General features: G+C 68.9%; 15 protein-coding genes. 7 read left to right on the top strand and 8 right to left on the bottom strand.

Annotated elements, in window-relative coordinates; genetic code table 11:
* Positions 1–2: 2 nt before the first annotated feature.
* On the top strand, positions 3–1,025 hold the full coding sequence (locus ACKTT0_RS01475; protein ID WP_407847525.1) for an amino acid ABC transporter substrate-binding protein: 1,023 nt from the start codon (positions 3–5) through the stop codon (positions 1,023–1,025).
* A 28-nt stretch (positions 1,026–1,053) separates the two neighbouring features.
* Here the strand turns inward: ACKTT0_RS01475 and ACKTT0_RS01470 are convergent, their stop codons facing one another.
* Genes ACKTT0_RS01470 through ACKTT0_RS01455 form a run of 4 tightly spaced genes read right to left on the bottom strand, consistent with a single transcriptional unit; the run spans position 1,054 to position 4,252 of the window.
* Positions 1,054–1,881, bottom strand: coding sequence for an IclR family transcriptional regulator domain-containing protein (locus ACKTT0_RS01470; RefSeq protein WP_028353154.1), 828 nt, complete (start codon positions 1,879–1,881; stop codon positions 1,054–1,056).
* On the bottom strand, positions 1,881–2,537 hold the full coding sequence (locus ACKTT0_RS01465) for a 3-oxoacid CoA-transferase subunit B (RefSeq protein ID WP_407847523.1): 657 nt from the start codon (positions 2,535–2,537) through the stop codon (positions 1,881–1,883). The genes ACKTT0_RS01470 and ACKTT0_RS01465 overlap by 1 nt, the downstream gene beginning before the upstream one ends.
* Positions 2,538–2,545: 8 nt before the next feature.
* Complete coding sequence (locus ACKTT0_RS01460) at positions 2,546–3,226, bottom strand: 3-oxoacid CoA-transferase subunit A (protein ID WP_094807332.1); 681 nt, start codon at positions 3,224–3,226, stop codon at positions 2,546–2,548.
* An 18-nt stretch (positions 3,227–3,244) separates the two neighbouring features.
* The gene (locus ACKTT0_RS01455) at positions 3,245–4,252 is read right to left on the bottom strand and encodes a Bug family tripartite tricarboxylate transporter substrate binding protein (protein ID WP_407847522.1); all 1,008 of its coding nucleotides are present in this window, start codon (positions 4,250–4,252) and stop codon (positions 3,245–3,247) included.
* 494 nt (positions 4,253–4,746) lie between these two features.
* On the opposite strand from ACKTT0_RS01455, the gene ACKTT0_RS01450 reads away from it, so the two are divergent.
* The 6 genes from ACKTT0_RS01450 (at position 4,747) to ACKTT0_RS01425 (ending at position 10,686) form a co-directional block, all read left to right on the top strand.
* Positions 4,747–6,306 (top strand): acetolactate synthase large subunit, encoded by a 1,560-nt coding sequence (locus ACKTT0_RS01450; protein ID WP_407847520.1) that lies wholly within the window; start codon positions 4,747–4,749, stop codon positions 6,304–6,306.
* 95 nt (positions 6,307–6,401) lie between these two features.
* Positions 6,402–7,289, top strand: a complete 888-nt coding sequence (locus ACKTT0_RS01445) for an IclR family transcriptional regulator (protein ID WP_407847518.1) — start codon at positions 6,402–6,404, stop codon at positions 7,287–7,289.
* A 189-nt stretch (positions 7,290–7,478) separates the two neighbouring features.
* Positions 7,479–8,384: an arginase family protein gene (locus ACKTT0_RS01440; RefSeq protein WP_407852362.1), complete on the top strand. Its 906-nt coding sequence runs from the start codon at positions 7,479–7,481 to the stop codon at positions 8,382–8,384.
* Positions 8,385–8,420: 36 nt separating this feature from the next.
* Positions 8,421–9,212, top strand: a complete 792-nt coding sequence (locus ACKTT0_RS01435; protein WP_407847516.1) for an ABC transporter substrate-binding protein — start codon at positions 8,421–8,423, stop codon at positions 9,210–9,212.
* A 25-nt stretch (positions 9,213–9,237) separates the two neighbouring features.
* A complete protein-coding gene (locus tag ACKTT0_RS01430) occupies positions 9,238–9,930 on the top strand; it encodes an amino acid ABC transporter permease (RefSeq protein WP_407847514.1) in 693 nt (230 codons plus the stop codon).
* A 3-nt stretch (positions 9,931–9,933) separates the two neighbouring features.
* Positions 9,934–10,686, top strand: coding sequence for an amino acid ABC transporter ATP-binding protein (locus ACKTT0_RS01425; RefSeq protein ID WP_407847512.1), 753 nt, complete (start codon positions 9,934–9,936; stop codon positions 10,684–10,686).
* 15 nt (positions 10,687–10,701) lie between these two features.
* On the opposite strand, the gene ACKTT0_RS01420 is transcribed toward ACKTT0_RS01425, so the two are convergent.
* From ACKTT0_RS01420 to ACKTT0_RS01405, 4 genes are read right to left on the bottom strand one after another with little or no spacing between them, the layout of a single operon-like run.
* Complete coding sequence (locus ACKTT0_RS01420; RefSeq protein ID WP_407847510.1) at positions 10,702–11,412, bottom strand: ABC transporter ATP-binding protein; 711 nt, start codon at positions 11,410–11,412, stop codon at positions 10,702–10,704.
* Entirely contained in the window at positions 11,400–12,158 is a 759-nt protein-coding gene (locus ACKTT0_RS01415; protein ID WP_407847508.1) for an ABC transporter ATP-binding protein, read from the bottom strand. The genes ACKTT0_RS01420 and ACKTT0_RS01415 overlap by 13 nt, the downstream gene beginning before the upstream one ends.
* Positions 12,151–13,197, bottom strand: coding sequence for a branched-chain amino acid ABC transporter permease (locus ACKTT0_RS01410; protein ID WP_407847507.1), 1,047 nt, complete (start codon positions 13,195–13,197; stop codon positions 12,151–12,153). The genes ACKTT0_RS01415 and ACKTT0_RS01410 overlap by 8 nt, the downstream gene beginning before the upstream one ends.
* A gap of 5 nt (positions 13,198–13,202) precedes the next feature.
* Positions 13,203–14,084 carry a branched-chain amino acid ABC transporter permease gene (locus tag ACKTT0_RS01405; RefSeq protein WP_407847505.1) on the bottom strand — a complete coding sequence of 294 codons (882 nt, stop codon included), beginning with the start codon at positions 14,082–14,084 and terminating at the stop codon, positions 13,203–13,205.
* Positions 14,085–14,089 lie beyond the last annotated feature (5 nt).

The following is a 14,089-nucleotide window of genomic DNA, read 5'->3' as shown; positions in this document are numbered from 1 at the left end:
CCATGAAGCGGCAAATTGCCTCGATCGCCGGCGCCATCGCGCTGGCATGCGTATCCCAGGCGGCCCTGGCCGGCCCCACGCTGGATGCGGTCAAGAACAAGGGCTTCGTGCAGTGCGGCCTGACCGACGGCGTGTCGGGATTCAGCGCCACCAACAGCAAGGGCGAATGGGAAGGGATGGACGTCGACATCTGCCGCGCGGTCGCCGCCGCGGTGTTCGGCGACGCCGGCAAGTTCAAGGGCACGGCCCTGTCCACCCAGCAGCGCTTCACCGCGCTGCAATCGGGCGAGGTGGATGTATTGCTGCGCACGGTCACGCTGACGCAGACGCGCGACACTTCGCTGGGCCTGGCCGCGGTCGCGCCCAGCTTCTACGACGGCCAGGGCGTGCTGGTGCGCACGGCGCTGGGCGTCAAGAGCGCCAAGGAACTGGACGGCGCCACCATCTGCGTGCAGCCCGGCACCACCACCGAGCTGAACCTGGCCGACTGGTTCCGCGCGCACGGCATCAAGTTCACGCCGGTGGTCATCGACAAAGTCACCGAAGTGGTGCGCGCCTTCGAATCGGGCCGCTGCGACGCCTTCACCGACGACGCCTCGCAGCTGGCCGCGGTGCGCGCCACCCAGGTGGCCAACCCGGCCGACTACCAGATCCTGCCCGAGCGCTTCTCGAAAGAGCCGCTCGGCCCGATGGTGCGCCAGGGCGACGAGAACTGGCTGGGCATCGTGCGCTGGACGCTGTTCGCGCTGATGGAGGCCGAGGAATACGGCATTACCCAGAAGAACGTCGACGAGATGACCAAGAGCGCCAATCCGAACGTGCTGCGCATCCTGGGCGTGACGCCGGGCGCGGGCAAGAACATGGGCCTGGACGAGAAGTGGGCCTATAACGCCATCAAGGCGGTGGGCAACTACGGCGAGATCTTCGAGCGCAACGTCGGCAAGGGCAGCAAGCTGGGCCTGGAGCGCGGCACCAACGCGCTGTGGAACCAGGGCGGCGCCATGTACCCCTGGCCGATCCGCTGATCGGCCGGCGCGGGCCGGCCGGCCCGCGCTACAGCACCAGGAACTGGCCGAGCCGGTCGGCGGCGGCCTGCATGGGCGCCAGGAACTCGCCGGTCAGCCGCGCCAGCGGCACGCGCGACGACTTCACGCTCACGTTCAGGCCGCCGCAGGCCTTGCCGCTGGCGGCGCGCACCGGCACGGCGATGGCGCGCACATTCAGGTCGATTTCCTGGTCCACCACCGCGTAGCCCTGTTCGCGCACCCGCGCGATGATCTCGCGCAGGCGCGCCGGCGAGGTCTCGGTGAATTCGGTGTAGGGCGCCAGCTCCACCGTGTCGAAATAGCGGTCCAGCGCGGCCGGCGGCAATTGCGCCAGCATGACGCGGCCGATGGTGGTGCAGTAGGCCGGCAGGCGGCTGCCCAGCCCCAGCGTGGTGGCCAGGATGCGATGCACTTCGGAGCGCGCCAGGTAGAGGACTTCGTTGCCTTCCAGGATGGCCAGCGCGCAGGTTTCGTTGACGGTGGCGCTGAGTTCCTCCAGGACCGGCTGGGCCAGCGACACGAACGGGGTGGACGAGAAATACGCATGCCCGAGGCTGAGGATCAGCGGCGTCAGCACGTAGTGGCGGCCGTGCCGTTCGGCGAAGCCGAGGCGGATCAGGGTGTGCAGGCAGCGTTGCGTGACGGCGCGCGGCAGCCCGGCGCGGCGGCTCAGGTCGGCGGCGGTCTGCGGATAGCGGCGTTCGCCGAAGGCGCGGATCACGCGCAGCCCGCGCGACAGCGTGAGCATGAAGTCCGGGTCGCCGCGGAAACGGTCCGGGTGTTCGTCGGCGGGCAGCGGCGCGGCGTAGTCGGGCGGGGGCGGCGGGTTGCGCATCAGGCGGCGCGCAGCGGCGCGCCGGTGCGCGACTGCAGCGTTTCCAGGGTCAGGCCGTCGATCATATCGTGAACCACCAGGCCCTCGGGCGTGACGTCGATGACGGCCAGGTCGGTGTACACGCGGCTGACCACGCCGGCGCCGGTCAGCGGCAGGGTGCAGCGTTCGACGATCTTGGGCGAGCCGTCTTTCGAGTTGTGCTCCATCATGATGTAGACGCGCCGCGCGCCCACCGCCAGGTCCATGGCGCCGCCCACCGCGGGCGGTTCGCCGGCGCGGCCCAGCGACCAGTTGGCCAGGTCGCCGCGCGCCGAGACCTGCATGCCGCCCATCACGCAGATGTCCAGGTGGCCGCCGCGCATCATCGCGAACGAATCGGCATGATGGAAGAACGCGCCGCCCGGCAGCAGGGTGACGGGCTGCTTGCCGGCGTTGATGAGGTCGCGGTCGGCCGCCTGCGGCGCCGGCGGCGGCCCCATGCCCAGGATGCCGTTCTCGCTGTGCAGGATGATCTCGCGGCCGGGCGGCAGGCAGGCGGCGATCAGCACCGGCATGCCGATGCCCAGGTTGACGTAGCTGCCTTCGGGAATGTCGCGGGCCACGCGCTGCGCCAGCTCGGCGCGGGTCAGGGGCCGGAATGTCGGGGTTGCGGTCATGGCGCTGTTCAGCTCGAGAAGCTCGGGTTGGGCACCACTGCCACCCGGTGCACGAAGATGCCCGGGGTGACGATGGCTTCGGGCGGCAGGTCGCCCAGTTCGGCGCGTTCGCGCACCTGCACGATGGTGGTGGCCGCCGCCATGCACATCACCGGCCCGAAGTTGCGGGCGCTCATGCGGTAGGTGAGGTTGCCCCAGCGGTCGGCGCGGTCGGCCTGCACGAGCGCGAAGTCGCCGTGCAGGGGTTTCTCGAAGACATAGTGGCGGCCGTCTATCTCGCGCGTTTCCTTGCCGGCGGCCAGTTCGGTGCCATAGGCCGTGGGCGTGTAGAAGCCGCCCAGGCCGGCGCCGGCGGCGCGCAGGCGCTCGGCGATGGTGCCTTGCGGCACGCATTCCAGCTCGATCTGGCCGCGCCGGTACAGGTCGTTGAAGACCCACGAATGCGAGGCCTTGGGGAACGAGCAGATCATCTTGCGCACGCGCCCCGCCTTGATCAGCGCGGCCAGCCCGGTTTCATGGTTGCCGGCATTGTTGTTGACCACCGTCAGGTCGCGCGCACCCTGGTCGATCAGGGCGTCGATCAGGTCGGTGGGCATGCCGGCCCCGCCGAAACCGCCGATCAGCAGGGTGGCGCCATCGGGGATGTCCGCCACCGCCTCGGCGGTCGATGCCATGAATTTGTCGATCATGATGCGCGCCCCTCCGGGTCAGTTGGCGGTGATGTTGGCTTCCTTGATGATCTGGGCGTAGCGCTGGGAGTCCTTGCGCATCAGTTCGCCGAACTCGGCCGGCGTGCTGCCAGTGGGCAGGAAGCCTGCGGCCAGGAATTTCTCGGTGACGTCCGGCTCGTGCACGATGTCGCTGATTTCCTTGGCCATGCGCTCGATGATCGGCTTGGGCGTGCCGGCGGGCGCCAGCAGGCCCGCCCAGGAGCCCGTCACGAAGCCCGGGAAGCCGGCTTCTTCCATGGTGGGGACCTCGGGCTCGGTGGGCCAGCGCTGCTTGCCGGTGAACGCCAGCACTTTCAGGCGGCCTTCCTTGACGTATTGCATCGGCACCAGCACCGGGTCGAACACCATGGACACGCGCCCGGCCAGCAGGTCGGCGAGGATCGGCGCGCTGCCCTTGTAGGCCACGTGCGTCATCTTCAGCTTGGCCTGCAGGGCGAAATCGGCGCCGGTCAGGTGGGCGCTGGAGCCGGTGCCGCTGGAGGCGTAGGTGAGGGTGTCGGGGTGCTTGTGGCCGTAGTCGACCAGTTCTTTCACGCTGTCGACCGGCAAGTCCTTGCTGACGAACAGGAACAGCGGCAGGTCGGCCATGTGCACCACCGGCTCGAGCTGCGATGGCGAATAGCTCAGCTTGTACAGGTGGGTGTTGATCACATAGGCCGGCAGCATGGCCAGGAAGGTATAGCCGTCGGGATCCGCCTTGGCCGCGATGGCCGAGCCCACGGTGCTGTTGGCGCCCGGCCGGTTCTCCACGATGATGGTCTGGCCGAGCCGCTGCGCCAGCTTGTCCATGACGATGCGCGTGGTGGTGTCGGTGGCGCCGCCCGGGGTGTACGGGACGATGACCTTGATCGGCTTGTTCGGCCAGGCATCGGCCGCCAGCGCCGGGCCGGCCAGGGTGGCGCCGGCAAGCGCGGCCGAGGCCGACAGCAGCGCGGCCAGCGCGGCGCGGCGCAACCGGGCCGCGCGGGGGAAGGTATTGGGCATGGATGTGTCTCCGCCTGTAGGGCATGAGCCGGGACGATGGCCAGCGGCCGGCGGCCCGGCGTCTGCCGGTTTATGTTGTTGAGCGAACGATGTCGCGGGAAAAGTATGCGCGACTTGCTCACGGCGCGCATAGCGGCCCGGTTTTTTCTGTTCGATGACCGAACTTAGGCCTTCCATGCCTGCAAGGATGGGCCCGATGGACGCACCTGTTCAACGGGACCGGCGATGCGATCAGGTGTCAGACACCCCTTGAGAGAGCCTGGCAACCTGCCGGCCATCTCCCGGGGTGTCTGACACCTAAGGACACTCAAGGAGAGGGGCGGCCACCATCTGGAGCGCATTGAACCGACCGGCAGTTTGGCGCGTGCGCGCCAATGGTTCTATCCTTGGGGCCCGGAATGGACCTACCCCGGCGGGTATTCCCTTCCTATGATGCCTTACCGTCCGCGGCCGCCGGCCGCATCCCTCCCACCAATTGCTTTACGGAACTACCTATGAACGGCGCCGACAGCCTTTGCGATACCCTGCTTGCCAACGATGTGGACGTCTGCTTCGCCAATCCGGGCACGTCGGAAATGCATTTCGTCGCCGCGCTCGATCGCAAGCCGCGCATGCGCTGCGTGCTGGGATTGTTCGAGGGCGTGGTCACCGGCGCGGCCGACGGCTACGCGCGCATGGCCGACAAGCCGGCGGCCACGCTGCTGCACCTGGGGCCCGGCCTGGGCAACGGCCTGGCCAACCTGCACAACGCCAAGCGCGCCCGCACGCCCATGGTCAACGTGGTGGGCGACCACGCCACCTACCACGTGCAATACGACGCGCCGCTGACCAGCGACGTCGAAGGGGTGGCGCGCCCCATGTCGCACTGGGTGCGGCGCACGCTGACCGCCGGGGAGCTGGCCGCCGACGCCGCCGAGGCGGTGCGCGTGGCGCGCCAGGCGCCGGGCAACATCGCTACCCTGATCCTGCCGGCCGACGCCGCCTGGGGCGAACTGCCCGCCGATACGCCGGCGCCGCCGGTCGCATCGCCGGCTGCCGCGCCGAGCACCAGCCGGGACGCCGTGCGCGCCGCCGCGCAGGCCATTCGCGCGGGCCAGGGGGCGGCGCTGATGCTGGGCGGCATGGCTCTGCGCGAGCCGGCGCTGACGGTGGCTGGCCGCATCGCCCGCGCCACTGGCGTGCGGCTGCTGTCGCCCACCTCCAACCGCCGCACCGAGCGCGGCGTCAACCGCACGCCGGTCACCCGCGTGCCGTATCCGGTGGACCAGGCCGTTGCCCTGCTGAAGGATGTGCGGCAGCTGATCCTGGTGGGCGCCAGCGCTCCGGTGGCGTTCTTCGCCTATCCCGGCAAGCCCAGCCTGCTGGCGCCGCAAGACCAGGCGCCCATCGTGCTGGCCACGCCGGAGCAAGACCTGCTGCAGGCGCTGGAGTGGCTTGCCGACGAGCTGGGCATCGCCGCGACCGCGCCGGTCCTGCTGCCGTCGGCCGCGCCGGCCGACATGCCGCGCGCCGGCGCGCTGACCGGCACCGCCGTCAACATCATCACCGCGCGCCTGTTGCCCGAGAACGCCATCGTGTGCGACGAGTCGGTCACCCAGGGCCGCGAGTTCCCCGCCATCAGCGCGACTTCGGCGCCGCACGACTGGCTGCAGCTCACCGGCGGCGCGATCGGCATCGGCCTGCCGCTGGCCACCGGCGCCGCGGTGGCGTGCCCGGACCGCAAGGTCATCACCTTGCAGGCCGACGGCAGCGGCATGTACACGGTACAGGCGCTCTGGACCCAGGCGCGCGAGAACCTGGACTGCCTCACCATCGTGCTGGCCAACCGTTCCTATGCCACGCTGCACGGCGAAATGAAGAACGTCGGCGTCCAGGAACCGGGCCGCAACGCCAAGCGCATGCTGGACCTGCAGGAGCCCAGCCTGGACTGGGTCAGCCTGGCCGCCGGCATGGGCGTCGAAGCCGTGCGCGTCGATACCATCGAAGCCTTCACCAAGGCCGTCCAGGCCGGGCTGGCGCGCAAGGGGCCGTTCCTGATCGAGGCGCTGATCTGACGCCTGCGCGGCGCGGCGGCGCCTGGCAATCGGGCTGCGATACGGTTGGTTCATGATGCAGTACGCTATCGGCTTTGCCGACTAGCGTGCTCGCCATGACCGCCACCGCACCCGAAGATTCGCCGTTGTTCGTCGCCGCGCTGGCGCGCGGTATTTCGCTGCTGACCGCTTTCACCGAGGGGCGGCCGGCCATGACGCTGCCCGAGCTGGCCGAGGCCACCGGCCTGACCAAGAGCGCGGTGCAGCGTTTCGCGCACACGCTCTGGACGCTGGGCTACTTGCGCAAGGATCCGCTGTCCAAGAAATTCTCGCTGGCGCCGTGGTCGCTCGAGCTGGGCATGAAATACGCCCGCACCAGCGCGCTGGTGCTGGGCGGCAGCCCGTTCCTGCATGCGCTGAACCGCACCAGCCAGGAGACCTGCAGCCTGGCGGAGCCGGAAGGCGGCGACATGGTCTACGTGGCGCGCTTTGCCACCCACAAGGAAATGTACGTCAACATGCCGGTGGGCATGCGGCTGCCCCTGTATTGCACGGCGGCGGGGCGGGCCGTGTTGTCGCGCCTGGACGAGCCGCGTGCGCGCGAGTTGCTGGAGCGCCGCGAGCGCATCGCCTATACGCCCGGCACGCTTACCGACATGGATGCCCTGCTGGCCGAGCTCGATTTCGCGCGGCGCCATGGCTACGCGCGTTCCAACGGCGAGTACTATCCCGGCGACATCACGATCAGCGCGCCGGTGCTCGACGCCGGCGGCACGCCCGTGGGGGCGGTCAATGTCTCGGTGCCTTCCAGCCGCTGGTCGTTCGAGCAGGCCCAGGCCGTGTTCGGGCCGCAGGTCCTGGAAACCGCGCACGCCATCGGCGCGTCGCGCACCGTGGGCCGCAGCCGCCCGTTCTTCGAGCTCGAGCCGCCTGGCGGCAGCCTGCTCGGCGGTCGCCGGGGCGGGGCTGTCCCGGCGCCGGGCCTGGACGATATTCCAGACTAAATTGATGGGGTATTTATTCGTCGCCTGACGGGATTTCCCTAATAGGCGGGTATTTGCTCGCCTTGATAATCTATATTTCAACATGATCGTATCGGCTAACGATACGATTGAAATGAAAGTCGTCCAGAATTTCCGAAGGAGCAGGCCTTGCAGGCGAACGGCAATCCCTTTCATCCCGTGCCCGGATTCATGGGCCTGCCCGGCAGCCGCGGCGCGGACGCGGCGCCGCGCGCGTGCGTCGTGGGCATCCCTTTCGATTGCGGCACGCATCCGTTTCGCGTGGGGGCGCGCCAGGGGCCGGATGCCATCCGCGAACAGTCGCGGCTGCTGCGCCCGTTCGATCCGTTCGAGCGCGGCGGCGTCGCCAACCCGGTGGATTTCCTGCGGGCCGTCGACCTGGGCAACGTCGCTTGCCATCCCGGCGATCCGGATGCCGCGTTTCCCCTGATCGAGGCCGCCATCGACACGGTGCTGGAGGCCGGCGCCATTCCCGTGACCATGGGCGGCGACGGCGCCGTGACGCTGCCGCAACTGCGCGCCGTGGCGCGCCGCCATCCGGACCTAGTGGTGGTGCACTTCGATTCGCACACCGACACCTACCCGATCCCGGGCTACAACACGGCTACCACATTCACCCGCGCGGCCGAAGAAGGGGTGCTCGACGTGGCGGCCAGTTTCCACGTGGGCACGCGCGGCAATTCGTTCATGGGCGGCATCATCGAATACGGGCGCGAGGTCGGCTACACGGTCGTGCCGTTCGACGAGTTCGACCGCGATCCGCAGGCCACGCTGGCCGAAATCCGTCGCCGCACCGGCAGCCGCCCCGTCTACTTGTGCTTCGACATGGACATCTTCGACCCGTCTTGCGCGCCCGGCGTCTGCACGCCGGAATGGGGCGGCTTGTCGGCCAAGGAAGGGCTGGCGCTGCTGCGCCAGCTGCAGGGCATGAATTTCGTCGCTTTCGATGTGAATACGGTGTCGCCGCCGCACGATGTGCAGGGCGCCACCGCGTTCCTGGCGGCGACGGTGATGCAGGAATTCTGCGCGCTGGCCGCTGTCGCGGTACAGGCGTATCCCGAGGGCCGGCCGGCCTGAGCGCCGCTCCTCGCCACATACGACAAGGGGAACCACATGAATATCAAGACACTGCTGGCCGGCCTCGCCGCCGTGGGGGTGGCCATGTCGGCGACGGGCGCGGCCGCGCGCACGCTGGCCGAGATCCAGGCGGACGGCAGCCTGGCCATCGTCACCACCGCGTCGGCGCCGCCGCACGGCTTCAAGAACCCCGCCAGCAATCGGCTGGAAGGCATCATGGTGGATGTGGCCGATGCCGTGGCCAAGCACTTGAAGCTCCGGCATGAGCTGACCGACGTGCCGTTCTCGGGCCTCATCCCGACGCTGACGTCGGGGCGCGCCGACGTCATGTCGGCGCCGCTCTTCATCACCGAGGAGCGCGCCAAGGCCATCGATTTCTCGGCGCCGGTATATGAATGGGGCGAAGGCATCGTGGTCGGCGCCAAGGCCAAGAAGTCGTACACGCGCTTCGAGGACTTGCAGGGCCAGCGGGTCGGCGTGCTGATCGATTCGGTGCAGTTCAACATGATCAAGGACATGCCCGACACCAAGGTATCGACCTACCAGGACTACTCCACCCTGCTGGCCGATGTGCGGGCTGGCCGCATCGACCTGGGCGTGATCGATCCGCCCAGCATCATCTACCAGATCAAGACCAAGAACATCCCGGGGGTCAAGCTGGACACCGCGTACCGGCCGCAAAAGACCTGGCAGGTCGGCATGGCGGTGCAGAAGGGCAATCGCGAGCTGCTCGACGCGGTCAATGCCGCGCTGGCCGAAATGAAGCGCACCGGCGAGCTCGCCGCGATCGGCCAGAAATGGGGCGTAGCCGACCTGATCAGCAAATAGCCACGCAACCACCTGGGAGTTCGCCATGGATTTCGACACGCTGCGCATCTATCTGGCGCCATTGGCGGAAGGCTCGCTATGGACGCTGGCCCTGTTCTTCTGTTCGGCGTTCCTGGCCGTCGCGCTGGGCCTGCTGGTGTGCCTGTGCCGGCTGTCGCGCTCGCCGCTGCTGAGCCGCGCCGCGCGCTGCTACATCGAGGTGATCCGCGGCACGCCGCTGTTGCTGCAGCTGTTCTATATCTACTATGGCCTGCCGGAGCTGGGGGTGGTGATCAACGCCTTCGTGGCTGGCGTGCTGGGGTTGACGCTGAACTTCGGCGCGTACCTGGCCGAGCTGTTCCGCAGCGGCATCCAGTCGGTCGACGCGGGCCAGTACGAGGCGGCGCGCGCGCTGGGCCTGGGCAAGGTCCAGCGCCTGCGCAACATCGTGCTGCCGCAGGCGCTGCGCACCATCTTCCCGGCGTTGGGCAACTATGCGCTGGTGCTGGTGAAAGAGACCTCGCTGGTGGCGGTGATCAGCGTGTACGAACTGATGCGCGCCGGCGAGATGCTGGCGGGCGCCACATTCCAGGCGCTCACGGTATACACCCTGGTCGGCATCATCTACTTCTGCATGTGCGCCGTGCTGTCGTACCTGTTCCGCCGCTCCGAGAAGCGCCTCACGGTGCCGGGCTACTGGAGCGGCGGCGGCGAGAGCCACGATATTTCCAAGGCCTGAATCATGGATCGAGCGAACGGCGCGGCGCCCATCATCATGATGCGCGACGTGGGCAAATGGTATGGCGATTTCCAGGTGCTCGACGGCCTCGAGCTGGACGTGCATGCGGGCGAAAAGGTGATCCTGTGCGGCCCGTCGGGGTCGGGCAAGTCGACCACCATACGGCTGCTGAACCGGCTGGAAGAGCACCAGAAAGGGCGCATCGTGGTCGACGGCGTGGAGCTGACCGACGACCTGAAAAACATCGAGCGCATCCGCGCCGAAGTGGGCATGGTGTTCCAGCACTTCAACCTGTTCCCGCACCTGACCGTGCTGGAGAACTGCACGCTGGCGCCCCGACTGGTGAAAGGGGTCGACGCGGCCTGCGCAGCCGAGTGCGCCATGCACTACCTGGAGCGGGTCCGCATTCCCGAGCATGCCTCGAAGTATCCCGGGCAGCTGTCGGGCGGCCAGAAGCAGCGCGTGGCCATTGCGCGCGCCTTGTGCATGCAGCCCAAGATCATGTTGTTCGACGAGCCGACCTCGGCGCTCGATCCCGAGATGGTGAAAGAAGTGCTGGACACGATGGTGGAGCTCGCGCGCGAGGGCATGACCATGGTGTGCGTCACGCACGAAATGGGCTTCGCGCGCGAGGTGGGCGACCGCGTGGTGTTCATGGACGGCGGCCGCATCGTCGAGACCGGCGCGCCCGAGCGCTTCTTCAGCGCTCCCAGCAGCGAGCGGGCGCGCGCCTTCCTGGGGCAGATCCTGTCCTGACCGCCGCCGGCGCGTTCAGACGCCCAGGTAGCGCGCCAGCTGCTGCGGCTGCGCCGCCAGCGCCGGACTGGCGCCCTGGTGCACGATGCGGCCTTTTTCCATTACCAGGCAGCGGTCGGTGTGGGCCAGCACCGCGCGGTAGTTGCGGTCCACGATCAAGGTCGACATGCCGGTGGCGCGGATGGCCGCGACGATCTTCCAGATTTCCGCCACGATCAGCGGCGCCAGCCCCTCGGTGGCTTCGTCCAGGATCAGCAGGTCGGGGTTGGTCATGAGCGCGCGGCCGATCGCCAGCATCTGCTGCTCGCCGCCCGACAGCTGCTGGCCACCATGGCCCAGGCGTTCCGCCAGGCGCGGGAAGGTCGCCAGCACGCGCGGGCAGGTCCAGTCGGCCTGGCCGCGCGCGCCCGGGCGGGCGGCCACCAGCAGGTTCTCGCGCACGCTCAGGTTGGGAAAGATGCCGCGGCCCTCCGGCACATAGGCCACGCCCAGGCGCGCGATGGCGTGCGGCGCGGCGCGCGTGCAATCGCGGCCGGCCACCGACAGGCGGCCCTGGCGGCTGCGCACGTGGCCCATCAGGGTGCGGATCAGGGTGGTCTTGCCCATGCCGTTGCGGCCCACCAGGCCCACCGATTCGCCTGCCGCGATGCGCACGTCCACGCCGCGCAGCACGTGGCTGGCGCCGTAATAGCTGTGCAGCCCGCTGGCGTCGATCAATGCGTGCATGCGTCGTCTCCCAGGTAGGCGTTCTGCACTTCGGCATTGGCGCGGATCTGCGCCGGCGTGCCGCAGGCGATGGCCGCGCCGTTGACCATTACGGTGATGATGTCGGCATTGCCGAACACCGCATCCATGTCGTGTTCGACCAGCAGGATGGCGTGCTCCGCCTTCAAGTCCTGCAGCAACCCCAGGATGCGCTCGGTTTCCTCCGGACCCATCCCGGCCAGCGGCTCGTCCAGCAGCAGCACGCGTGGGCGGCCGGCCAGGCACATGGCGATCTCGAGCTGGCGCTTGTGGCCATGCGGCAGCAGGCCCGCCGGGAGCGCCGCGCTGCCGGCCAGGCCGGTGCGCTCCAGCGCGTGGCGCGCGCGTTCGGCGCTGTGCGGGCAGTCCGCGGCGCGCCGCCACCAGCGCCAGAACTGCTGGCGGCCGGCCTGCGCCGCCAGGCGGCAGTTCTCGTAGACGCTCAGGGCTGGGAAAATGGTCGAGCGCTGGTAGCTGCGGCCCAGGCCGCCGCGGGCGCGCTGCGGCTGCGGCCAGGTGGTGATGTCGCGTCCTTCGAACAGCACCTCGCCCGCGCTGGCGGCCAACTCTCCCGACAGGATGTTGATCAGCGTCGATTTGCCGGCGCCGTTGGTGCCGATTACCGCGTGGACGGTGCCGCGGTGCAGTTCCAGCGAGACATTGTCGACCGCGACCAGGCCGCCGAAGCGGCGCGTGATGCCGCGCGCGGCAAGCATGGCTTCAGGCATGGGGGCCTCCGGACAAGGGGAGCGGCGGCGCGCCAGGCACGCCGGGTTCGGCCGGCGGCGCGGCCGGCTGGCGCGCCGCGCGGCGGGCGCGCCATTGCGCCGGCAGGCCGGCCAGGCCGTCGGGCAGCAGCGCCACCAGCGCGATGATGGCCAGCCCCAGCGGCAGGTGCCAGTGCTTGGCGTAGTCGCCCAGCAAGGCCTGCGACTGGAACAATTCCTGCAAGAGAATCAGCGCGGCCGCGCCCAGCACCGCTCCGCCCAATCGCCCCATGCCGCCCAGGATCACCATCAGCAGCACCAGGCCGGACTGCTCCCAGGCCAGCAGCTCGGGCGTCACGAAGCCGTCTTTCAGCGCATACAGGAACCCCGCCAGGCCCGCCAGCGCGCCGCCGATGACATAGGCCGCCAGCTTGTACGGAAAAGTCGAGTAGCCGGCCGCGCGCATGCGCTGCTCGTTGATGCGGATGCCGGCCAGCGCGGCGCCGAACGGCGAACGGTCCAGCATGGCCAGGAAGCCCCACACCAGCGCCAGGCAGCCCAGCACGAAGAAATAGTAGGCGCCGGGGCTGTCCAGGTCGAACGGCATCCAGCCCGCCAGCGTCAACTGCGGGCGGAAGTACAGGTAGATGCCGTCGCTGCCCCCGCCGACCTCGGTATCGTGGAAGATGTAGTACGCCATCTGCGAGAACGCCAGCGTCACCATGATGAAGTACACGCCGCGCGTGCGCAGCGCCAGCGCGCCGGTCACCAGCGCATAGAGCGCCGCGCCGCCGAGCGCGGCCGCCAGCAGGCCGGGCAGCGCGGCGGCTTCCGATTCGGGCGACAGCAGCGCCGCGGCGTACGCGCCGATGCCGAAGAAGGCCGCGTGTCCCAGGCTGATCAGGCCGGCGCCGCCCACCAGCAATTGCAGGCTGAGCGCGAAGATTGCGTAGATCATGATCTTCACGGCCAGCCCGGTGTAGTAGTCGGCGCCCGTCCAGTAGAAGGCGGCCAGCGCCAGCAGGATCGCCATGGGAATCAGTTTGCTTGCATGACTCATGGCGCCTAGCCCTGTTTGAACAGCCCTTCGGGCTTGCACAGCAGAATGACGGCCATCAGCAGGTACACGAGTACGCCGGCCGCGGCCGGGAACAGCACCTGGCCGAAAGTCTCGACCGCGCCTACCAGCATGGCGGCGAGGAACGCGCCGCGGATCGAGCCAATGCCGCCGATGACCACGACCACGAAGCACACGATCAGCACGCCGTGGCCCATGCCGGGATACACCGACGACACCGGCGCCGCGATGGTGCCGGCCAGCGCGGCCAGCGCCACGCCGGCGGCGAACACGATGCGGTACAGGCGGTTGATGTCGATGCCCAGCGAGCCGATCATCTCGCGGTTGCTGGCGCCCGCGCGCACCATCATGCCGAGGCGGGTGCGGGTGATGACCCAATACAGCAGCAGCGCGACCGCGACGCCGACGGCCGAGATGAACAGCCGGTACACCGGGTAGGTCATCACCCCGCCCAGCGACACCGTGCCCGACAGCCACGCCGGCACGGGCACGCCGTGCACATCGTTGCCCACCAGCAGGCTGCGCACTTCCTCGAAGACCAGGATCAGCCCGTAGGTCATCAGTACCTGTTGCAGATGGTCGCGCCGGTACAGGAAGCTGAAGAACGCCGCTTCGAGCAGGTAGCCGAGCAGGGCCGCCAGCAGCACGCACAGGACCAGCGTGGCCGCGAAACCGCCGCCCAGCCAGCGTTCCACCAGCGGGCCCAGCGCGAAGGCCATGTAGGCGCCGATCATGTAGAAGCTGCCATGGGCCAGGTTGATGATGCCCATGATGCCGAAGATCAGCGTCAGGCCGCTGGCCACCAGGAACAACAGCAGCCCGTGCTGCAAGGCGTTCAGGCATTGGATGAGGAAGATGCTCGCGTCCATGTCGC

It is taken from the genome of Bordetella saccharivorans, assembly GCF_045862855.1.
GTDB lineage: Bacteria > Pseudomonadota > Gammaproteobacteria > Burkholderiales > Burkholderiaceae_B > Bordetella_A > Bordetella_A petrii_F.
This window is presented reverse-complemented; position numbering and strand designations above follow the sequence as displayed.